At 70.0% G+C, this 21,588-nt stretch carries 16 protein-coding genes and 1 pseudogene; 3 read left to right on the top strand and 14 right to left on the bottom strand.

The features are described 5' to 3' along the window. The 5 genes and pseudogenes from C4313_RS02050 to C4313_RS02030 form a co-directional block, all read right to left on the bottom strand. Window positions 1-286, bottom strand: a pseudogene (locus C4313_RS02050) (hypothetical protein); the annotation flags it as partial. 87 nt (window positions 287-373) lie between these two features. Beyond that, window positions 374-1,897: a bifunctional phosphoribosylaminoimidazolecarboxamide formyltransferase/IMP cyclohydrolase gene (purH, locus tag C4313_RS02045; RefSeq protein ID WP_352428215.1), complete on the bottom strand. Its 1,524-nt coding sequence runs from the start codon at window positions 1,895-1,897 to the stop codon at window positions 374-376. Between the two features lie 6 nt (window positions 1,898-1,903). Continuing rightward, the gene (gene purB / locus C4313_RS02040; protein ID WP_352428214.1) at window positions 1,904-3,328 is read right to left on the bottom strand and encodes an adenylosuccinate lyase; all 1,425 of its coding nucleotides are present in this window, start codon (window positions 3,326-3,328) and stop codon (window positions 1,904-1,906) included. A gap of 66 nt (window positions 3,329-3,394) precedes the next feature. Next, window positions 3,395-4,681, bottom strand: coding sequence for an adenylosuccinate synthase (locus C4313_RS02035; RefSeq protein WP_352428213.1), 1,287 nt, complete (start codon window positions 4,679-4,681; stop codon window positions 3,395-3,397). Between the two features lie 77 nt (window positions 4,682-4,758). Continuing rightward, window positions 4,759-5,229, bottom strand: coding sequence for a bactofilin family protein (locus tag C4313_RS02030; protein ID WP_352428212.1), 471 nt, complete (start codon window positions 5,227-5,229; stop codon window positions 4,759-4,761). A 113-nt stretch (window positions 5,230-5,342) separates the two neighbouring features. Here C4313_RS02030 and mobA point away from each other — a divergent pair, with 113 nt between their 5' ends. Then, complete coding sequence (gene mobA / locus C4313_RS02025) at window positions 5,343-5,954, top strand: molybdenum cofactor guanylyltransferase (RefSeq protein ID WP_352428211.1); 612 nt, start codon at window positions 5,343-5,345, stop codon at window positions 5,952-5,954. Here the strand turns inward: mobA and C4313_RS02020 are convergent. The 3 genes from C4313_RS02020 to C4313_RS02010 form a co-directional block, all read right to left on the bottom strand. After that, window positions 5,909-6,859, bottom strand: a complete 951-nt coding sequence (locus C4313_RS02020) for an ROK family protein (RefSeq protein ID WP_352428210.1) — start codon at window positions 6,857-6,859, stop codon at window positions 5,909-5,911. The genes mobA and C4313_RS02020 overlap by 46 nt on opposite strands. A gap of 28 nt (window positions 6,860-6,887) precedes the next feature. Continuing rightward, a complete protein-coding gene (locus C4313_RS02015; protein WP_352428209.1) occupies window positions 6,888-7,838 on the bottom strand; it encodes a patatin-like phospholipase family protein in 951 nt (316 codons plus the stop codon). A gap of 84 nt (window positions 7,839-7,922) precedes the next feature. After that, window positions 7,923-9,077, bottom strand: a complete 1,155-nt coding sequence (locus C4313_RS02010; protein WP_352428208.1) for a glycosyltransferase family 4 protein — start codon at window positions 9,075-9,077, stop codon at window positions 7,923-7,925. A 223-nt stretch (window positions 9,078-9,300) separates the two neighbouring features. On the opposite strand from C4313_RS02010, the gene C4313_RS02005 reads away from it, so the two are divergent. Continuing rightward, entirely contained in the window at window positions 9,301-14,022 is a 4,722-nt protein-coding gene (locus C4313_RS02005; RefSeq protein ID WP_352428207.1) for a DUF2298 domain-containing protein, read from the top strand. Here C4313_RS02005 and rsgA read toward each other — a convergent pair. Continuing rightward, window positions 13,999-14,919, bottom strand: a complete 921-nt coding sequence (gene rsgA, locus C4313_RS02000; protein WP_352428206.1) for a ribosome small subunit-dependent GTPase A — start codon at window positions 14,917-14,919, stop codon at window positions 13,999-14,001. The two genes, C4313_RS02005 and rsgA, sit on opposite strands and share 24 nt — an antisense overlap. A 123-nt stretch (window positions 14,920-15,042) precedes the next feature. On the opposite strand from rsgA, the gene C4313_RS01995 reads away from it, so the two are divergent. Then, window positions 15,043-15,870, top strand: coding sequence for an XdhC family protein (locus tag C4313_RS01995; RefSeq protein WP_352428205.1), 828 nt, complete (start codon window positions 15,043-15,045; stop codon window positions 15,868-15,870). Window positions 15,871-15,890: 20 nt separating this feature from the next. On the opposite strand, the gene C4313_RS01990 is transcribed toward C4313_RS01995, so the two are convergent. The 5 genes from C4313_RS01990 to C4313_RS01970 are packed head-to-tail and all read right to left on the bottom strand — an operon-like array spanning window position 15,891 to window position 21,012. After that, window positions 15,891-17,072 (bottom strand): sigma-70 family RNA polymerase sigma factor, encoded by a 1,182-nt coding sequence (locus C4313_RS01990; protein ID WP_352428204.1) that lies wholly within the window; start codon window positions 17,070-17,072, stop codon window positions 15,891-15,893. A gap of 53 nt (window positions 17,073-17,125) precedes the next feature. After that, window positions 17,126-17,752 carry a DUF4340 domain-containing protein gene (locus tag C4313_RS01985; RefSeq protein ID WP_352428203.1) on the bottom strand — a complete coding sequence of 209 codons (627 nt, stop codon included), beginning with the start codon at window positions 17,750-17,752 and terminating at the stop codon, window positions 17,126-17,128. Between the two features lie 30 nt (window positions 17,753-17,782). After that, the gene (locus tag C4313_RS01980; RefSeq protein ID WP_352428202.1) at window positions 17,783-19,354 is read right to left on the bottom strand and encodes a GldG family protein; all 1,572 of its coding nucleotides are present in this window, start codon (window positions 19,352-19,354) and stop codon (window positions 17,783-17,785) included. Then, a complete protein-coding gene (locus tag C4313_RS01975; protein ID WP_352428201.1) occupies window positions 19,351-20,079 on the bottom strand; it encodes an ABC transporter permease in 729 nt (242 codons plus the stop codon). The genes C4313_RS01980 and C4313_RS01975 overlap by 4 nt, the downstream gene beginning before the upstream one ends. Before the next feature lie 12 nt (window positions 20,080-20,091). Further along, the gene (locus C4313_RS01970; RefSeq protein ID WP_352428200.1) at window positions 20,092-21,012 is read right to left on the bottom strand and encodes an ABC transporter ATP-binding protein; all 921 of its coding nucleotides are present in this window, start codon (window positions 21,010-21,012) and stop codon (window positions 20,092-20,094) included. Between the last annotated feature and the right edge of the window lie 576 nt (window positions 21,013-21,588).

The following is a 21,588-nucleotide window of genomic DNA, read 5'->3' as shown; positions in this document are numbered from 1 at the left end:
GGATCTGCGCCTCCTCCAGGCGCGCCAAGCGCTCCTCCGTCCGCCCCTGGGCCTCGGCCAGGCGGGACAAAGCTGCCTCCGTCCGCGCCTGGGCCTCGCTCAGGGCGGCCAGGGCCCTTTCCAGCCGGCGGGATTGCTCGGCCGTCTGCTTGCGGGTGCGCTCCAAGCGGTCTGGAAGCTCCAAAAACTCCTCCGTAAGCAGCAGGCGCCGGAGCTGACGCCGCCACTCCTCATGCTGCTCCAGCAAACGGACCAGATCCTGGAAATCCTTGACGGTGAACGCCATGCCGGGCCTCCAGGGTCTATTATAATCGATCTCCTAAATAATGATAAGCGCCGTCGCGGCGTTGCCCCGAGGGGAGGTCCTTCCCCCTCAATGCCGAAAGTGCCGCGTCCCGGTGAAGACCATGGCCAGCCCGTGACGGTCCGCTGTCTCGATGACAACGGGATCTCGAAGGGAGCCCCCGGGCTGGATCACGGCGGTGACCCCAGCGGCCGCGGCGACCTCAACCCCATCCGGGAAGGGGAAGAAGGCATCCGAGGCCATCACCGCCCCGCGGGCCCGCTCCCCCGCCTTCCCCACGGCGATCCGCACCGCGTCCACCCGGCTCATCTGCCCGGCCCCGATGCCCACGGTCTGCCCCGACCGGGCCAGGACGATGGCGTTCGAGCGGACGTGGCGCACCACCCGCCAGGCGAATTGCAGGTCCGCCCACTCCCGAGGGTCCGGGGCCCGCCGGGTGACCACCCGCCAGGCCCCCAGGTCCTCCGAACTGCGATCCGGGGTTTGAACGAGGAAGCCGCCCAGGGCGCTTCGGATCTCCCAGGGCGCCGTGGGGTCTCGGCGCATCCGGATCACCCGGCAGGCCTTCTTGGGCGCCAGGCGCGCCAGGGCCTCCGGCCGGTAGTCCGGGGCTGCGATCACCTCCACAAACAGCCCCTGAAGGGCCTCCGCGGTGGCCGCGTCGACCTCCTGGTTGAACGCCACGATGCCCCCGTAGGCACTCTCCGGATCGGCCGCCAGGGCACGCCGAAACGCCTCCGCCAGGGTCTCCCCCACCGCCGCGCCGCATGGGTTGTTGTGCTTGACGATGACCGCCGCCGGCGCCGGGAGGTCCTGGACCGCCCGCCACGCCGCCTCCAGGTCTAGCAGGTTGTTGTAAGAGAGGGCTTTCCCCTGGAGGGTCTCGAAAGGGAGTTCCCGCCACGGATCGTGATAGAAGGCGCCGGACTGATGGGGGTTCTCCCCATACCGTAGGACGAGGGAACGGCGGGCCAGCAGGAGCAGTGTTTCCGGCAACCCCTCCGCTTCCTCGGCCCCGGCCAGGAAGCGGGCGATGGCGACATCATAAAGGGCGGCCCGTTGAAAGGCCTGGGCCGCCAGGCGACGGCGCATCTCGAAGGGCACCTCGCCGCGCTCCCGCAGGGCCTCCAGAACCGGAGGGTAATCCTCAGGGTGGCTGCACACGATCACCCGGGCGAAGTTCTTGGCCGCGGCTCGGAGCAGGGCCACCCCGCCGACGTCGATGGCCTCCACTGCCTCCTCCAGGGAGACGCCGCGGGCGACAGCCTCCTCAAACGCATAGAGGTTGACGGCCACTAGATCGATGGGCTTCCAGCCCCTCGCCGCCAGTTCCGCCATGTCCTCGGCGGTCGGGCGGGCCAGCAGGCCGGCGTGCACCGCCGGATGCAGGGTTTTCACCCGACCTCCCAGGATCTCGGGAAGGCCCGTCCACTCCTCCAGGAGGGTCACCGGGATCCCTTCCGCCGCCAACGCCTGAGCCGTCCCCCGGGTGGCCAGCAACCGCCAGCCCAGCGCCACCAGCCCCCGGGCGAAGGCCGCCAGCCCTGTCCGGTCCGTCACGCTCAGCAGCGCATACCGCTCGCTGTGGGCCATCGTTGCTCACTCCGTCTCGGAAGCAGTCCGCTCTGTCCCCGCGATCGCCTCGCGGATGCGCCGGGCCATCGCCCGGGCCCGTTCCGGCGCATCCCCCACATAGGATCCCACGTCCATGAGGCGCTCCAGCGCCCCGGGCTCCAGCCAGCGCGTGACCTCGGGATCCGCCGCCAGCCGCGCGCGAAGCGGGTTCGGCTCGCCGGCCTGCACGGCCGCCCACGCCGCCATGGCATGGTCCCGGAGACGCAAGTGCATCGCCTGGCGGTCCGCGCCGGCCCGCACCGCGGCCATGAGGATGGGCTCCAGGGCGGCGAAAGGCCCATACCGCTCGAGGTTGCGCCGCAGCGCCTCCTCATGGATCTGCAGCCCTCGTAGAACCCGCAGGGCCAAGCGCAACAGTTCGTCGGCCGCCAGGAAGGCCTCCGGCAGGAGGATCCGGCGGATCGCCGAATCGTCCAGGGTGCGCTCGAGGAGGGAGTGGGCCGCCGTCTCCCAGGCGGCCTGGGGCAGCCCGCCCAGGTAGCGGGCGAGGGCGTTGATCCGCTCGGCGAGGATGGGGTTACGCTTGAAGGGCATGGCCGAGGAGCCCACCTGGCGGGCGCCGAAGGGCTCCGCCCACTCGCCGACGGGCGGAGACTGCAGAAGGCGCAGATCGAAGGCCATCTTGTAAAGCGAGAGGGCCAGGCCGGCCAGGGCGGAGAGGATCCGCCAGTCCTGCTTGCGCGGATAGATCTGGCCGGTCACGGGGAAAGCCTCCAAGCCCAACGATGCCAGCGCCTGGGCCTCCATCTGGGCCGGCGAAACCCCTGTTCCTGCCAACAGCGCCGCGTAAGCGGCCCCTGTCCCCACTGCTCCCTTGAAGCCCTTACCCCGGACCGCGGCACGGCAACGCGCGATTTCCTCCCAGTCCATCAGAAGGTCCTGCCCGTAGAGGGCCAGGCGGTAGCCTACCGTGGTCGGCTCGGCAGGCTGCAGATGGGTCCACCCCATGCACGGCGTCCCGGCCCATCGCTCGATGGCCTCCGCCAGGGTCTCCAAGACCTCCCCGAGGCGCGCCTGGATGAGGCCGAGGGCCTCGCGCAGCCGCAGGGCATCGGCGTTGTCCTCGATGTCGGCCGAGGTGGCCCCCAGGTGGAGGATCGGGCCGCCCTGCGGGGCCTGCTCCGCGAAGGTGAGGAGCTCGGCCATCAGGTCATGCCCCAGTTCGGCCTCCAGGGCCTCCGCCCGCTCCAGGTCGACGGCCTCCGCGTGGGCTTCTAGGTCGGCCACCTGCTCCGGGCGCACCAGGCCGGCCGCCATCTGCGCCCGGGCCAGGGCGATCCAAACCCGACGCCACAGCCGCCGGCGGTGGGCCTCCGACCACAGCCGGCGCATCTCCAGGCTGCCGTAACGCCACGTGAACGGGGAAAGATACGTCCGGTGGTCGAACATCCCGCCCCCTGCTGCGGAAGGATCCGCTGAAACGCAGCGCCGGCCGAATCAGCCGGCACCGATCGGTTATGGACCCACTTCGATGATCTGATCGCGCCCTGGGCCGACGGAGACATAGCGCACCGGCGCCTCGGCCAGTTGCGCCAGGCGCTGGAGATAGCGACGGGCGGCCTCGGGCAGGTCTTCCCAGCGCCGGGCATCGGCGGTGGGTCCGGCCCAGCCGGGCAGCCGCTCGTAAACCGGGGTCGCCTGCTCCAGATACGGGGTGTCCGGCACGTGGGTAAGAACCTCGCCGGAGGGCAGGCGATAGCCGACACAGAGCCGGATCTCCTCCAGGCCGTCCAGGACGTCCAGTTTGGTGACCGCCAGGGCGGTGAAGCCGTTCAACCACGCGGCGTGACGCAGGGCCACACCGTCGGGCCAGCCACACCGGCGGGGCCGGCCGGTGGTGGCCCCGAACTCCCAGCCCTCGGGCGGGCCGCCCCGGCGCAGCCGCTCCGCCAGCTCCCCGTGCACCTCGGTGACCAGTGGGCCCTCGCCGACGGCGGTGGCGAAGGCCTTGACCACCCCGATCACCTCGCGGATGGCCTGTGGGGGGATGCCGGCGCCGACGGCGGCGTAGCCGACCAGGGTGTTCGAGGAAGTCACATAGGGGTAGATCCCCCAGTCCAGATCCCGCATGGCCCCCAGTTGGCCTTCCAGCACGACGCGGGCATCGCGCCGGATCGCCGCCTGTAGCAGCGGGATAGTGTCCACGATTCGGTCTTTCAGGCGCTCCCGCCAGGTTTCGCACCGCTCGATCAGTTCCTCCAGAGGAGGCGGCTCCTCCCCCAAGGCCCGCAGGCGCGCCGCAAGGGCTGCGTGGGCCTGCTGCAAGCGTCGGTGCAGCCAGTCCCGGTGGAGGAGGTCGCCCATCCGCACCCCGATGCGGGCGGCCTTATCGCTGTAGGCCGGCCCGATCCCCCGGCGGGTGGTGCCCAGGGGGCGATCGCCACGCCCGCGCTCCTCCAACTCATCCCGCCGCCGGTGGTGAGGAAAAACCAGATGGGCCCGGTCGGAGATGAGGAGCCGGCCGGTGTCGACCCCCGCCGCCTCCAGTTCGCCCAGCTCCTGGAGCAAGGTGTCGGGGTTCACCACCGTCCCCGCCCCGATCAGACACGTGGTGCGCGGGTTGAAAATGCCCGAGGGCACCAGGTGCATACGGAACGTCCCGTGTTCGTTGACCACGGTGTGCCCGGCGTTGTCCCCGCCCTGCACCCGCACAACGATCTCGGCATCCCGGCTCAGATAATCGACCAGGTGCCCCTTCCCCTCATCTCCCCACAACGCCCCGACGACGGCGATCACCGGCATCGCTTCCTCCCCATCGCCCGGGCCGACCGGATCGGATGCTGCCTGCCCGCGCGCCCTTTGGGACCGCCGCAGCGCCCTCACCCGCTGCCGGAGGGTTCGTCCACTTCCACGTCGATCACGCGCTCTCCCCGTTCCGGCCGGGGGGCCTCCAGCATGGGGAACTCGGGCTCGGCCCCTGGCATCAGGGATTGGCCCCGGAAATAGCCGCCCTCGTCGATGGTAAGGGTGCCCGCCTGGATCTCCCCCCAGACCTTCCCCGTGGAAAGGATCTCCACGCGGCCCGAGGCCTGGATCTTCCCGATCAACATGCCGGCCACCGAGACATTGGTGGCCCGTATCTCCGCCCGCACCCGCGCGTTTTCCCCGATGATCAGGTTCCCGCTGATCTCCATGGTCCCTTCGAAGATCCCCTCCACCCGGATGGTGCCGTCCCCCTGTAGGGCCCCCTTGAAGACGCAGGTGGGCCCCAGCACGGTCTCCACCGAGGCGCCCGGCGCCGGGGCCTTGGGCCCCACCGGCGCTTTCTCCGGTTTGGGCCGTCCGAACATCGTTCCCCTCCTCACGAAAGGATATACTTATAGTAGGGAAAAAGAACACAATCTGTCAAAGGGCGGTCCGGAGGGCCCCCGCGCGGGGGTGGAGGGGGCGGGAGGCGCTTCGGATGTATAGCGTGGTGATCCTGGCGGGAGGCCAAAGCCGCCGGATGGGACGGGACAAGGCCTTCCTGGAATGGCGGGGGCGGCCGCTGATCGTTGATCTGATCGACCGCTTTCGATCGGTCACCGATGACCTGATTGTGGTGGCGCCGAACTCGGGGCCGTTCGCCGGCCTGGGCGCTCGCCTGCTTCGAGATCCCCATCCTCCCATGGGGCCGTTGGGCGGGCTGTGGGCCGGCTTGCTGGGGGCCCGCCACGAGTGGGCCTTGGCCCTGGCGTGCGACCTCCCGCTGGCCGATCCTCGGGTCGCCGAGTGGCTCTTCGCCCATCGCCACGGCGCAGCCGCGGTGGTCCCGGTGGACGCCCAGGAAGGCCCCGAGCCGCTGCACGCCTTCTACCATGTCTCCTGCCTCAACGCCATCGCCGCCGCCCTCGCCCACGGCCAGCGGGCTGTGGTCGCCTTCTACCCGGCCGTCCGCGTGCGCTACATCCTGCCGGCTGCGTGGCGCCAGGTGGATCCCGAGGGCCGCTCCTGGCGGAACGTCAACACCCCCGAGGAGTGGGCGCGCCTTCAGGAGGAGATGGGCGCCTCCGCCGCGCCGCGCATGCGGGCGTAGGCCAGCGCCCCCAGCAGCCCCACGTCCTCCCCCAAGGCCGTTCGGACGATCGGGGTGATGTAGTCCGGGGTCATCGCCCGCGCCCGGGCGTAGGCCTGGATTTTCTCCAGGAACCAGTCCCCCGCCCGCATCACCCCGCCCCCCAGGATCACCAAGGTCGGGTTGAAGATATGCCAGAAACTGGCGATCCCCACCCCCAGGTAGAAGGCCGCCTGATCCATGATGGCTTCGGCCACCGGGTCCCCATGGGCAGCTGCTGCAGCGACGTCCGCCGCCGTGACCGCGGCGGGGTCCGGCCAGGGCACCGGCTCTCCCCGAGCCCACGCCTCCCGCGCCATACGGGCGATGGCCCTCCCCGAGGCCATGGCCTCCAGACATCCCGTCTGGCCGCAGCCGCATCGGGGGCCCTCACGGGCCTCAACGACGATATGCCCCAACTCGGCCCCCAGGCCCCGCGCCCCCTCCAGGAGCACACCGTGAGTGATCACCCCCCCGCCGATCCCCGTGCTGATGGTCAGATACACCAAATGGCGATGGCCGCGCCCGGCCCCATAGGCCCACTCCCCCAGCGCGGCGAGGTTGGCATCGTTGCCCACTACGCAAGGGACCCCGAACAGCGTCCGGAGCCGCTCTGCCAGGGGGACGTTCTCCCAGCCCAGATTGGGGGCGGCCAAGACGACCCCCGTCTCCGGGTCCAGGGGGCCAGGGGCGCCGACGCCGATGGCCACCACCGGCTCGTCCGCCGGCCAGACCTCCCGGATGGCTTCGGCGATCCGGGCGATCACCGCCTCCACCCCCTCCTCCGGACGGGTCGGCCGATGGGCGCGGGCGGCGATCCGCCCCTCCCCGTCGCACCGGGCCGCCCGGATGTTGGTCCCTCCCAGATCCACCGCGATGTAGGCCATGGCGCACGCCTCCCTATTTGGGATGGGCTTATCCTTTCGGCGCCGTCATGCGTAGCAGGGCCCGCCGCCGCGGCGGCGTGTAGCTGCGGCCCCCGGCCGGGACGGCCCGGGCGGCCATGGTGCGCCGGCCTGACGCCACCGCTGTGCAGACCTGGTTCGGTTGAGGGTTCTCCAGATAGCGCCGCATGGCCTCGTAGCCTGCCGCCAGCATTGGGGCCGTCTGGGAGAAGTCTAGGAACGAGATGTCGCGGAAATCCATCAGGCAGATGTGGTGAACCGTGGCCCGGCTCTGCAGGGCATCGCAGAGATCGTCCAGCGTCTGCTCGTAGAGCAGCGTTTGGTAACTGGCCATGGCGATCTCCACCACCCCCCGCCGCGGCGGGAGGTCCTGGGGGCCGTAACTCAGGTCCAGGATGTAGAGTTCCTCCGCGCCCTTCTCCAGGGCGATGGTGATGGGCACCACCGCCACCACCCCGCCGTCCACCAGTTGCATGCCCCGGAAGCGGACGGGCGGGTGGATCACCGGCACGCTGGCGCTGGCCAGGACGGGCTCCAGCAACGGGGTGGCTGGATCCTCGCCGAAGAGGATGAGGCGCTGGGTGCGCAAGTCGGCCGCCGTTACATAGCACGGCCGCCGCAGATCCCCAAAGGTGCGCACCCCCGGCGGGAGGTTCGCCTGCAGGACCCGTCGCATCCCCCCGCTGTCGAACAGGCTGTCCCGGCCGGTCGCGAGGCGCCACACAACGGTCAACAGGTTCCCCGGATAGATGTCGGAGCGACGAACCCGGAGCCAGGCCGCGGCCAGGCGCTCCAGCCCCTCCGGGGTCGGATCGGCGGCGAAGGCGACGGCGTTGAGGGCCCCGGCCGAGGTGCCTACCAGGAAGTCGGGCGCGATGCCGGCCTCCAGCAGCGCCCGCAGCGCCCCGACCTGAAGCGGGCCCCGGTTCCCGCCCCCGCTCAACACGAACGCCCGCGCCATCCGGACCGACCCCCTCCGCGACAGGGTTTCTTTCAATCATCGCCAGAGGAACGGCGATCGACAAGGGACGGCCGGCGTGGCGGTCTACTGGCCGCGCGGGCTCAGGAGGCGCTCGACGATCTCCCCCCAGCGTCGGGCCGCGGCCTCCCACGTGAACCGACGGGCCCGCTCCAGGCCGGCCCTCCGCAACGCCTCTCGCCGCACAGGGTCCGCCAGCACCGCCCGCAGCCCTTGCGCGATGTCCATCACGGACTCCGGATCCACCTGCACCCCGGCCTCGCCCACCACCTCCGGCAAGGAGGAGGTCCGCGAGACCACCACGGGGGTCCCGCAGGCCATCGCCTCCAGGGCCGGCAGCCCGAAGCCCTCATAGCGGGAGACCATAGCGAAGGCGGTGGCCATGGAATACAGGATGGGGAGGTCGTCGTCGGCCACGAACCCCAGCCAGTGGATCCGGTCCGCCATCCCGGAGCGCCGGATCGCCTCGAAGGTCCCCTCGGCCTTCCATCCCTTCTCCCCTACCAAGACCAGATGGCCCTCGGGGAAGGTTCCCTCGCGGACCACGGCAGCGAAGGCCTCGATGAGGCGCGGGTAATTCTTGCGCGGCTGCACCGTCCCGACGGCGAGCAGGAAGGGCCAGGGCCCCAGCCCATACCGGGCCCGGACCCGGGCGTGGGCCGCCGGGTCCGCGATGGGCCGGAAGCGGGGCTCCACCCCGCTGGAGAGCACGGTGACGCGCTCCTCAGGAACTCCCCAGAGCCGGATGAGATCCTGGCGGGTGGATTCGGAGTCGGCCAGCACATGGGTGGCCCGGCGCACGGCGCGGGGGACGTTCCGCCGCAAATAGGCCACCAACGGCTCCGGCAGGGTCTCGGGCATGATCTCGAAGGAGAGATCGTGGACGGTGAGCAGGGTGCGCCGCCCGGGGAGCGTCGGCGGGAGCAGGAAGTCTGGGGAATACACCAGGTCCGCCGGGCCTGTGACGGCCTCGAGGGGCAAGGGCAGGCCCAGGCGGTGCCAGAGCCAGACCATCCCCTTCTCCGGCAACGGGGCGGCCCGCCATCGGACGCCCGGGACCCGGGCCTCCAAGAGGGGAAACCGGACGGGGCCGGCGTAGAACAGCGTGTAGCGGTGTTCGGGGAAGGCCTGCAGGATGGCCCGGGTCAGTTCGCGGGCGTAACGCCCGATCCCTGCCCCTTGCCGCACTGCCGCCGTGACGTCGATCAGGATGTGCGCCATCTCCACCGCGTCCCGCGAGGGATCCCAACGCCGTCCAAAAGTATAACCGCGGGCCCTCCCAGCGGCACCCCCGCCTCGCGATATAATGGACAAAGCGTGAGCGATGGACCTTCCCGCGCAACGCCCATCCACGAGTGGTCCGCGGCGGAGAGCGGGAGAGGGGAAGGACATCGACCTCGCGCAGAACATTGTCAGCATCTACTTCGGAAGGTGTCGACCGCCTATGGCGACATCCCATCGGCATCGGGCGGCCCTGCTGCTCCTCCTCGCCGCGCTGCTGGCCTGCGCCCTTGCCCTCCGGCTGAGCGGCCTGAACTGGGACGAGGGCCAACATCTGCACCCCGATGAGCGCTTCCTCACCATGGTCACCGCCGCCCTCGGCTGGCCGCACAGCCTGGCGGAGTATTTCGACACGGCCCGCTCCCCCCTGAACCCCTACAACCGGGGTTACACCTTTTTCGTATATGGAGATCTCCCCGTCATCCTGACCCGCGGGGTCGGCGAGGCGCTGACGGGCCTTTGCCGGACATCGGCTGCCCGCTGTCCCTTCGAGACGGGCACAGCCGTCGGCTATGAGGAGATCACCCTGGTGGGCCGCTTCCTCTCGGCCCTCGTCGACACCGGCACGGTGCTCTTTACTTTCCTGATCGGCCGGACGCTGCTGGGGGCGGTGGGGGGCCTGCTGGCCGCCGCGCTGATGGCCTTCAGCGTGATGAACATCCAACAAGCCCACTTCTACACCACCGACACGTGGGCCACGTTCTTCAGCACCGTCGCCCTGTGGGGGCTGGTGCGGATGGTCCGCCGCCCCACCGCGTCCCTGGCGCTGATCACAGGGGCCATGGCCGGGGCCGCCCTGGCCAGCCGGATCAACCTCTGGCCGCTGATGGCCCTGATGGCCCTGGCGGCCGCCTGCGATGCCTGGGGCGATCCCCGACGGCTTCGGCCCTGGATCCTGGCCGGGGTCGCGGCCGCCCTCGCCTTCCGCGTCGGCATGCCCTACGCCTTCGAGGGATGGGTGCGCCCGGATCCCCGCTGGCTGGCGAACATGCGGGAGATCCAGGCGCTGATCAGCGGGGAAGTCGACTATCCCCCCGGCCATCAATGGACCGATCGCGCGCCGATCCTCTTTCCCCTCAAAAACATGGTGCTGTGGGGGATGGGGCTCCCGTTCGGCGGGGCCGCCTGGGTCGGCTGGCTGGCGCTGGGGCTGGCCCTTCGCCGACGGCTCCGCCGGGGCGAGAGGCTGGACCCCACCGCGGTCGGCCTGTTGCTTCTGTGGGCGTGGAGCGGGGGCTATTTCCTCTACATGGGAACCCAATGGGTGAAGTCGATGCGCTACTTCCTTCCGATCTATCCGGCCCTCGCCGGGATAGCCGCATGGGGGCTGAACGGCGGCCCCGGCGCGACGGCGGACAGCCGGAGGCGATGGCTGCGCCTGGGGCTGACGGCCGGGGTGCTGGCGGGGACCTTTCTCTGGGCGTGGGCCTTCACGTCCATTTACCGCCAGCCGGTCTCCCGCGTCGCTGCCTCCCGCTGGCTCTACGCCCACGTGCCCAGCGCGGTGACGCTGCTGCCCGCCGACGCCGGCGGGGCCCTCTATCCCCTGCCTCTCCCGAACCGGATCCCGGTGGCAGACGAGATCGCCTTCCCCTTCCTCTTGAACGAGCCGATGGCCATAGGGGGCATCCAGATCCCGCACCTGCGCGCCACAGGGGATTCCCCCGCGACGTTGCATGTTATCCTGGAGCGGCCGGAGGGGGAGGCCCTGGCGGCCCTCACCTTCCTGGCCCCCTCCAGCGGCCGCCACCCAGAGGGCGACGCGGCCTACGGGCGCTTCGCCGTCCCGCTTCGGCTGCCGCCGGGCCCTTACGTGGTGCGGCTGCGGGCTGGGGGCGGAGCCGTTCAACTCACCTCATCGATTCTGGCCAACGAGCATTGGGACGATGGCCTCCCGCTCCGGCTGGACGGACGGGACGCCTTCGCCATGTATGTGGGCCTGGAGATGACCTGGTATGACGAGGACACGGAGGAGAAGCGCCGCCGGGCCTTGGAATGGCTGGAGCAGGCCGATTGGATCATCCTCTCCAGCCAACGGTTGGTCTGGTCGATCCCTCGCCTCCCGTTGCGCTATCCGATGACCACCGCTTATTACCGCGCCCTCTTTGAAGGCCGGCTGGGCTTCGACCTGGCGGCGGCTTTCCACGTGAAACCCCGCCTGGGCCCGTTGGAGATCGATGACATCGGCGGCCGGATCGGCTTCGACCTTCCGCCCTTGGGGTTCCAAGAGCCCCTCTGGGGGGCGGAGGAGGCCTTCAGCGTTTATGACCACCCCCCGGTGTGGATCTTCCGCAAGCGGCCCGATTTCTCCCCCGAGGTCGTCCGGCAGGTTCTGGAAGCCATTGACCTGAGCCAGGTGGTCTGGCAGACCCCCCGCCAATACACCCAGGCCCGCCACCTGCTGATGCTGGACCCGGCGACGTGGGCGCGCCAACAACGGGCCTCCACGTGGCGGGCCCTCTTCCCCCCCGAAAGCCTGCTGAACCGGTGGCCAGGGCTGGGCGTGGCCGCATGGTTTGCTTTCTTCACCCTCCTGGGCGTGGGAGCCTGGCCGCTGACCGCGTGGGCCTTCCCCCATCTGGCCGACCGGGGCTACGCCCTGGCCCGTCTGGTGGGTCCGCTGCTCTTCGCCTTCCTCCCGTGGTGGCTGGCCAGCGTTGGCCTCATGGATTTCACCCGCACGGCGATGGCGCTGACCCTGGCCCTGGGGCTGGGGGCGGATCTCCTCCTCTGGCCTCGGGTCCGGCCGATCCTGCGGGCGGCGCTGCGGGACCCCCTGTGGCGGGCGGAGGAGGGGTTGTTCCTTGGGGCCTTTCTGTTCTGGCTGCTGATCCGCATGGGCCATCCGGACCTCTGGCACCCGGTGATGGGCGGGGAGAAGCCGATGGACCTCTCGTATCTGCTGGCCACCGTCCGCTCTCTGCGCTTCCCGCCCTACGACCCCTGGTTCGCCGGCGGCTACATCAACTACTACTACTTCGGCTACGTGATCGTCGGGGCGCCGATGAAGTTCCTGGGCCTGGATGTGCGCTACGCTTACAATGCGGCCATCCCCACCCTGTTCGCCCTCACAGTGCTGGGGGCCTTCGCCGTGGGGGCCCATCTGGCCGCGGCGTTGTGGCCCCGGCGCCCCGCGCGCCGCCTGGCGGCGGGCCTCCTGGCCGCCCTCTTCGCGGTGGGCGTGGGCAACCTGGGAGAGGTCAAGCTGCTCTCGGACCTCTTCGGGGAAGTCGGGGCGGCGGCGCGCGGAGCCTCCGCGCCCGCCCCCGGCGACGCCCTGCGCGGCCTCCGGGAGGTGCTCGCCGGGAAGGCCGACCTGCCGGCGCGGATCGAATGGTGGTATTGGAACCCTACCCGGATGATCCCCGACCGGGACGTGACGCCCATCACCGAGTTCCCTTATTTCACGTTCCTATACGCCGATCTTCACGCCCATATGCTGGCCTTCCCGCTGCAACTGGCGGCGCTGCTCATCGGCCTGGGATGGCTGCGGACCTCGCGCTGGGAGGACGGACCGGGACGGCTGGCGCTGGGCCTGGGGGCGCTGGTGGTGGGGGCGCTGCGGCCGACCAACACCTGGGACTATCCGACCCACCTCCTCCTGGGCCTGACGGCCCTGACCTTGAACGCCCTCTGGCGCCGGGATCTCCGGACGTGGCCGGGAGTGGAAGGATGGCTCGCCCGAAGCGGGGCCTTCATCGCCCTGGGGATCCTCTTCTTCGTTCCCTATATCGCCCACTACGCCACCGCGTATACCTCCTTTGAGATCTGGAAGAGCGACCGGACCCCGCTGGACACCTATCTTCTGCTGCACGGCCTCTTCCTGTGGCCCATCGGCGGCCTCCTGCTCGTGGGCGCCCGGCGGCTGGGCCGGTGGGCGCTGGCGGGCTGGCGCTCGGATCCGCTGGGCGCGGCAGGATGGGTCGTGGCGGCCGCCCTCGGTGGGGCCCTCTGGTGGATCGGTGGGCACTTCGCCCCAGCGGCCTGGATCGCCCTCCCGATGGCGCTGCTAGGGGGCGCCCTGACCTTCCTCCCCTATCAGATCCCGGAGCGCCGGATGTTGTGGCTCTGGATCGCCGCCGCCGCTGTCCTCACCCTGGGGGTAGAGGGGGTTGTCCTGAAGGGGGACATCGGCCGGATGAACACGGTGTTCAAGTTCTACCTGCAGGTCTGGTTCCTGTGGGCCATCGCCGCGGCGGTGGGCGTGGTGGCCCTGGAGGACCGAGCTGCCCGGTGGCCGGGGGCGTTGCGGATCCTCTGGCGGGGGCCCATGCTCGCCCTGCTGCTCGCCGCCCTGCTCTATCCGGTCCTGGCCACCCGCGCCCGCCTGAACGACCGCTGGGAGGTCTCGGTGGGGCCGACCCTGGACGGCTTCGCCTTCATGGAGAAGGCCATCGCTGACGAGGCGGGCGTCCGCTATCCGGCCCGGGAGGAGTTCGAGGCCATCCGGTTCTTGTGGGCCCACAGCGAGGGCACGCCCGTGGTGATCGAGTCGGTCCGCACCCCCGCCTATCGGGGGCTGCGGAGCCGGGCGGCCATGTTCGTCGGGCTCCCCGTGGTGTTCGGCTGGGATTGGCATCAGCGCCAGCAGCGCACGGTGGTCCCCGAGGATTTCATCCGGCGACGCCAGGCCGACGTCGATCGCTTCTACGAGACCACCGATCCCGAGGAGGCCATGGGGATCCTGCGACGCTACGGGGTGCGCTATGTCATGGACGGCTATCCCGAGCGGCTGTATTATCCGCCGGAGGGGTTCGCCAAGTTCCCAGTGTTGATCGCCCGCGGCGACCTCCGCCTAGCCTTCGACAACGGCGCGGTGCGGATCTATGAGATGATCTCACACGAAGCGGGAGGGGGCGGCTCAGCGCTCCCCCCGCGCCGCTAGGGCTTCGAGGAGCAGACGCCGGTAACTTTCATAGCGCCGCGGGCCGATCCGGCCGCGGGCCACGGCCCGGCGGACGGCGCATCCGGGCTCCTCGAGGTGCAGGCAATCGGAGAACTCGCAGCGGCCCAGGTCGGGGCGCATCTCCGGGAAACAAGCAGCGAGATCCTCCGGCCGGATCCCCCAGACCCCGATGTCCCGCAGGCCCGGGGTGTCCGCCAGATATCCGCCGTCGAAGGGGATCAATTCGCTGCGGGTGGTGGTGTGCCGCCCAGCCCCCGTCCGCGGGTTGATCGACCCGATCCGGAGGGCCAGCCCCGGCTGCAGGGCGTTGAGGAGGCTGGACTTGCCCACGCCCGAGGGGCCGATGAAGGCGGTGATCCGTCCCCGCAACTGTTCCCGCAGAGCCTCCAGGCCCGCTCCGGTCTGGGCGCTGGTGTAGAGCACCGAGTAGCCCAGGGCCTCGTATTCCTCGAACCGTTTCCGGAAGGCCTCCAGGTCCTCCACCAGGTCGATCTTGTTCACGCACAAGAGGGCCGGGAGGCGGTTGGCCTCGGCCACGGCCAGATAGCGGTCGATCTGGAAGGGGTCGGGCTCGGGAAAGGCGGCGAAGACGGCCACGATCTGATCCAGATTGGCGGCGATGACGTGGGCCCTCTCCGGGTCCAGGGGCTCCCGGCGGACCAGGGCAGTGCGCCGGGGCAGGAGGGCCGTGATGGCCCCCTCCCGGGGGGAGACCCGCTCGAACTGGACACGGTCACCGATCACCGGGCGCTGCAGGCCGTTGGCCTGACGGCGCAGCCGGCCCCGGAGCACGCACCGCACCACCCCATCCGATCCCTGGACATCATAGGCGGCTCCCAACGTCCGGATCACCAGGCCTTCCTCCACCCGCGTCATCCGTCGCTCCCTCCGGCCGCTTGGCGCGTTTTCATGGTCTATCTTATCCGATCGATGGACGGGGGGGCAGGCCGGCCCTGCATTACAATGATGGGGGAAGGAGACATCCTTTGGGGCCGGATGATGCGGGAACTCTACGCGGAGATCCTGCGGGCTTACGACGAGAACCGGCCGGTGGCCCTGTGCACCGTCATCCGGGCCCGGGGGTCCGTCCCCCGTCACGAGGCGGCCAAGATGCTGGTCCACCCCGACGGTCGGATCCAGGGCACGGTAGGCGGCGGCGAACTGGAGGCCCGGGTGATCCGAGAGGCCCTGGAGGCCATGCAGGAGGGTCGCCCCCGCCTGATCCGTTACACCCTCTCCGACCCCCGGCAGGGGGATCCGGGCGTCTGCGGGGGCGAGGTGGAGGTGTTCGTCGAGCCCCTGCTTCCTCCGCCGACCGTCCTGATCCTCGGCGCCGGGCACGTGGGCCGGGCGGTGGCCCATCTGGCGAAATGGCTGGGGTTCCGCGTGCTGGTCAGCGACGACCGGGCCGAGCTGTGCACCCCCGAGGGGATCCCGGAGGCCGATGGCTTCCTGATCGGCCCGCCGGAGGCGGTGCTCCCCTCGGCCCCCATCCACGCGCAGACCTACATCGTGCTGGCCACCCGCAACCATCCGTTGGATGTGCGCATCCTGCCCCTGATCCTGGACTCCCCCGCCCCCTACATCGGGGTGATCGGCTCGCGGCGGCGCTGGCTGCTGACGGCCAAGGCGCTGCTGGAACAGGGGATCCCGATGGAGCGGCTGGCGCGGGTGCGTTCCCCGGTGGGGCTGGAACTGAACGCGGAGACGCCCGAGGAGATCGCTGTTTCGATCATGGCCGAGATCATCGCCTTGCGCCGCGGCGGCAGCGGACAGCCCATGGCCATCGATCCGCGGCAGGCCTTGCGAGACCTGGCGGGGGCGTAAGGGGCCGAGGGGCGGGCACCTCACTCCCGGAGGAACTCTCGGAGCCGGCGGGCGTAGTGGGGATGCCGCAGCCGGGCGAGGGCCTGGGCCTCGATCTGGCGCACCCGCTCGCGGGTCACCCCCAGCTTGCGCCCCACCTCCTCCAGGGTGTAACTCCGGCCGTCGGCCAGGCCGTAGCGCAACTTGAGGATCCGCACCTCGCGGGGGGAAAGGGTGGCCAAGGCCTCCTGCAGGATCTCCCGGAGCATCTGCTGGTTCACCGCCTCAGCAGGCGGCGTCGTGCCTCGATCCTCGATGAAATCCCCCAGCACGCTCTCCTCTTCATCGTCGGTGGGGGTCTCCAGGGAGATGGGCTGGCGGGCCATCTGCAACAACTGCTCCACCCGCGAGCGCGGGATCCCCATGGCCTCCGCCAGTTCCTCCGGGGTGGGGTCGCGGCCCAGCTCCTGGGCCAGCTGGTGCTGGAGCCGCAGGAGGCGATGGATCTGATCCCCCATATGGACCGGGACACGGATGGTGCGCGACTGATCGGCGATGGCGCGGGTGACCGCCTGCCGGATCCACCAGGTGGCGTAGGTAGAGAACTTATGGCCCCGGCGCCAGTCGAACTTCTTCACCGCCCGGATCAGGCCGATGTTCCCTTCCTGGATCAGATCCGAAAGGGGCAGGCCGCGGCCGGCGTATTTCTTGGCCACGCTGATCACCAGCCGCGTGTTGGCCAGGATCAGGTGTTCCTGGGCTGCCCGGCCGTCGGCGGCCAGCGCCTCCAACTGGCGGCGCTCTTCCGGCGAGAGGTTCCCCTGGGCCAGCCGGCGCTCCGCCGCGCGCCCCCGCTCGATCCGCTGGGCCAGTTCGATCTCCTCCTGGGGCGTGAGCAACGGGATCCGCCCCACCTCCTTCAGGTAGAGCCCCAGGGCGTCCTCCGCGGCCAGGGCCTCCTCGAGGGCCTCCGCCTCCTCCTCGCGCCATCCCTCCTCCTCTTCCTCCTCCAGCGCCGGGGGGAACGGCTCCTCCTCTGGGGCATCTGTCACCTCGACTCCAGCCTCCAGGAGGGCGGTGAAGACCTCATCCAAGCGATCCAGATCCTCCTCCGCCTCCGGGAAGAACTGGAGGATCTCCTCAAAGGTGACGTAGCCCCGGGATCGGCCCAGGGTGAGCAGGACGTTCAGCGCCGAGGCGCTCTGGTTCTTTATCTCCGGCATGGCGGCCATCGCTCCATGTCCAGTGCAAGGGTCGGGGCCCCGCTCGCCACCCCTTAACCTCCCGGCGTCGGCGAGGGCGTGGGCGACGGCCCAGGAGTGGGCGTGGGGGTGACCGTCGGCGTCGGCGTGACGGTGGGGGTCGGCGTCGGCGTGGCCAGAGGTGGCTGCGTGATCAGTTTCTTGGCCTCGTCGATGGCGAACGTCCCCACCACATAGACCGCCGGATCCCCCTCCTTACGAACATAATACCCTCCGCCGACTGGCGTCTGCACCCCTACCGTCAGGGTGAAAACGCGATCGGTGGCGCTGATCACGATCGTATAGGTCGGCGTGACCAAGCCGTAGGCCGAAAGGTCCACGGCGTCGGAGATCACCTGCTGCACGAACAAGGTGGCCAGACCCCCGGCCAGGGCATCCAGCGTGTCCTGACGGACCAGATGCCGGGTGGGGACCGTCAGGAACCACTGCCCGCTGGCGTCCCGCTCCACTTCCGCCTCGAGGCGGTTCTGGTGGTCGATGACCCGGATCCGCTGGATGGCCGCGCTGCTGAGCTCCAGCAGGTTCCGGGACGCCCCGGACGGGGTCGGGGCCGGCCGGGCGGCGATCCTCGGTTCCAAGTATACAAAGAGGGCCAGGAGCAGGAAAGCGACCACCAGGCCCACAGTACCCCATCGTTTCATCGCCGGCTACCTCCTGTGCGGTCCTCCGAATCACCGCCGCCCCCACCAGACCGCGGCGCCGGCCGCCAGGACAGCCAACGGCATCGCCACGACCGCGATCAGGAAGACCGTGCGGATCTGAGCAGGCGTGGCGGCCAGCGCCCGGGTTGGGGACGTCGGCGACTGGCGCAGGCCCATCAGTTGCTCCGATTCCGAGAGCCAGTTGATGGCGTTCACGAAAAGGTCCAGGTTGGCGAAGGGCAGGTTGGCCCCCACATTGACGTTGGCGGCAAAATCCGCGTCGCCGACGAGGACCAGGCGGCCCTTCCCGTTGACTTGCTCCACCGCCACGGCCAGGGCCAGCGGCCCCATCTTCTTGCCCGCTGAGGCCGGAAGCCGACCCTGGTTGAGGGCCTGCCGCAGCCCGGCCAGGTCCGTCTCGCTCCAGCTCGAGGGGCTGCTCTCCACCAGGCGGATGACCCGGAAGCGGTCCGGGCTCCCCGTCTCCTCGATGGAGCGGGCCGCCGGGAAGGCGGTGGCGATGTTGCCCAACTTGGCCGTGATGGGGCTGAACCCATAGCGGCTGGAGAGGGGCGTGAGGGGATCGGTGAACATGGCGCTCGCCGGGTCGACCACCACGTCCTCCCGAAAAGCCACCCCCCATTCGGCGAACACACGGTTGACCGTGGCGGCGGTCCCCTCTCCCTCGATCTGAAAGGCCGGGTCCAGGACGATCAGCATGCGGCCCCCGGCGTTGAGGTAGCGCTGGAGGGCCTCCACCTCCCGGCCCAGCAGCGGGCGGCGGGGACCGGCCAGGACCACCACGGCGGCATCGGCGGGGACGGTGGCGGTGACGGCCAGGTTCAACGAGGCCACCTGATAGCCCTCCCGCTCCAGTGCCCGCCGGGCCTGGGCGTAGCCGTTGTCTCCTTCCTCGTTGATGTCCCGCTCCCCGTGACCCGCCAGGAAATAGACCTTGGGCTGGGTGGTGCGGAGCAGCTTCACCAGGGCCGAAGTGAACTCCTGTTCGTTGTAAAGAGTGACCTCCTGGCGGCGGTCCCCCATCACGAAAAGAATGGTGCCGTCGCGGGTCACCCCCCACTGACGGGCCAAGGAAGCCTGAGCCACCGGGTCGATGAACCGATAAGAGAACTTGCCGCCGCTGTAGTGCTGATACTGACTGAGAAGGTCCTCGGCCTCCTGGCGCGCGAACTGGAAGTTCTGGGAGAAGAAGGCCAGGGCCTCCACCGGCTGGGGGAGGTTGCGCAGGATCTCCCGCGTCTGAGGGGCCAGGGAGAAGCGCCGCTCCGCCGTCACATCCCACCGCCACGAGTGGCGGGCGGCCAGGATGTTGAGGAGGACCATGATCCCCACGAAGGCCAGGCTGGCCAGGGCCGCGTTGGCCCCGAAGGCGACGGGGCGGGCCCGGATCCGCTCTCGGATCCGCTCGGGGGCCAGGTAGAGGGCCACCCCTGCGCTGAGGGCGGCCAGGATGAGAGCGACCAGGCCGGGAGCCCCCAGCCGTCCCTCCACAACGGCGAGGACGGCGGCCGCGGCCAGGGCCAGCAAGGCCACGCCCCACAGGGCACGGAGGACCATCTCCGAGGGTCGGGCCAGCTTCATCGCCACCTCCGGGAGTTCAAGACCTGAACGGTAAGGAACAGGAAGGCTGCGATGACGGTCAGATAATACACCACGTCCGTCGTGTCGATCAGGCCGCGGCGAAAGTTCATAAGGTGGTTGCGCAGATCGAGGTGGTTCAGGATCCCTTGCAGCGTCGGATTGGTGATGGCCTCGGCCGGTAGGCTGGCCACCGCCAACAGGATGATAAGGCCGGTCCCCACCACCACCGCCACCACCTGGTTCTGGGTGAGGGAGGAGGCGAACAGGCCGATGGCGAGGAGGGCAGCGCCGAAGAGCAGCATGCCCAGGTAGCCGGAGAGGATCGGCCCCACATCCGGGTTCCCGCCCATCCAGAACAGCAAGAGCGGGTAAACCCCAGTAGCCGCCAGCAGGCCGGCGTAGAAAAGCAGGGCGGCCAGGTATTTGCCCAGGGCCACCTCCGCATCCCGCACCGGCGCCGTCAGCAGCAACTCCAGGGTCCCCAGCCGCTGCTCCTCCGCCAGCAGCCGCATGGTCAGCATGGGGGCCACGAAGAGCAGGAGGGTGGTCATCACCCCGAACACATAACGCATGGTCGGCTCAGAGCGGCTGAGGACGGTGAAGACGACGTCGCTGTAGAAGAAGAAGCCCATCATGGCCAGGAAGGCCGCACCGACCAGATAGGCGATGGGGGAAGCAAAATAGGCCCCCAGCTCCCGCCGGGCGATGGCCCAGACGTTCCGCATCGCGCCCCTCCTTCAATCCTCCGAGGTGACCTGAAGGAAGAGGTCTTCCAGCGTGAGGCCGACCGGGCGCAGTTCCATCAGGCGCCAGCCCCGGCGGGTCACCGCCTCGGCGATGGCCGGGCGCGGATCGTCGCCCGCGTCCGCCGCCACCTGCACCTCGAAGACGCCGGCCTCCAGCCGCTCCACCCGCTGCACCCCCGGCAGGGATCCCAGCGCCGAGGGGACCTCCCGGTCAGCCCCTTCCACCCGCAGGAAGATGCGATCGGGGCGCCGGCTGCGCAAGGCTTCCCCCAAGGTCATGTCCGCCCGGATCCGGCCGCGATGGATGATCAGCACCCGGTCGCAGACCTGCTGGACCTCGGCCAGGATGTGGGTGGAGAGGAGGATGGTGTGGGTCTTCCCCAGTTCCCGGATGAGGTCTCGCACCTCTCTAACCTGACGGGGATCCAGGCCGATGGTCGGCTCGTCCAGGATGAGGACATCGGGGTTGTGCAGGATGGCCTGGGCCAGGCCCACCCGCTGTCGATAGCCCTTGGAGAGCTTGCCGATCAGGACGTCCGCCCGATCCTCCAGGCCGGTGAGGGCCATAGCCCGCGCCACCGCCTCCTTGCGGTTCGGCACCCCCCGGATCTCGGCCATGAAGCCGAGGTAGGCCCGCACGCTCATCTCCGGGTAGAGGGGGACTGTCTCCGGCAGGTAGCCGATGTGCCGCCGCGCTTCCAGGGACTGGAGGACGGTGTCGTAGCCGGCGATGCGGGCGGAGCCTCGGGTCGGAGGCAGATAACCGGTAAGGATGCGCATGGTGGTGGTCTTCCCCGCGCCGTTGGGGCCCAGGAAGCCCACGATCTGCCCGCGCTCCACCCGGAAGGTTACATCCTCGATGCCGACCACCCCGTTGCCGTAGATCTTGGTCAACCCCTCCGCTTCGATCATCGATGGCCACTCCCCCTCAGGATCGGATGGGAGAACCGCAGAGGCCCACGGATGCTCTCCATGCCCCCAGGCGGGGGACGGCGTTCGGCCTCCTGCGGGCGGAACCGGAGGGCATGCAGCAAAAACCCCGCTGTCGAGGCAGCGGGGCTATCCGGGGATAGTATAGGCACCCCGCTCAGGGCCTGTCAAGTCCGGCGTGCCCTCCCCATGGGCTTCCGCCTCCAGCCATGCGATGGCCTGGGCCATCCGGGCCCGGCGGGCGCACGCCCCGCGCCACCTGGTCTCGGTCTGCTTCCGCTCCGGGAGGTATCCGATCCTCCAGAGAAACTCGCGTCGATCCCGCTGCCTCCACCGGGGTCCTCTCCCCCAGCGGCCGCCGGTGGGCGCCGCTGAAGGCAAACCGGCGGGCCCGGCCGATGATCCCCAGCGCCTCCAGCTTGTCGGCATCCACCAGCCCCCGCGCCTTCAGGGTAACCGAAGGGGGCTCCTGGAGCCGATGGGCCTCGATTCCGCCAGTCGCATCACCCGTAGGGCATGGCCGAAAGCGTGAACGGGGTGGGCATAAAAGGGCCGCAC

The organism is Thermoflexus sp. (genome assembly GCF_040289485.1).
Taxonomy (GTDB): Bacteria; Chloroflexota; Anaerolineae; order Thermoflexales; family Thermoflexaceae; genus Thermoflexus.
Note: the sequence above shows the minus strand (reverse complement) of the source record. Positions and strands in the feature narration are given on the sequence as shown.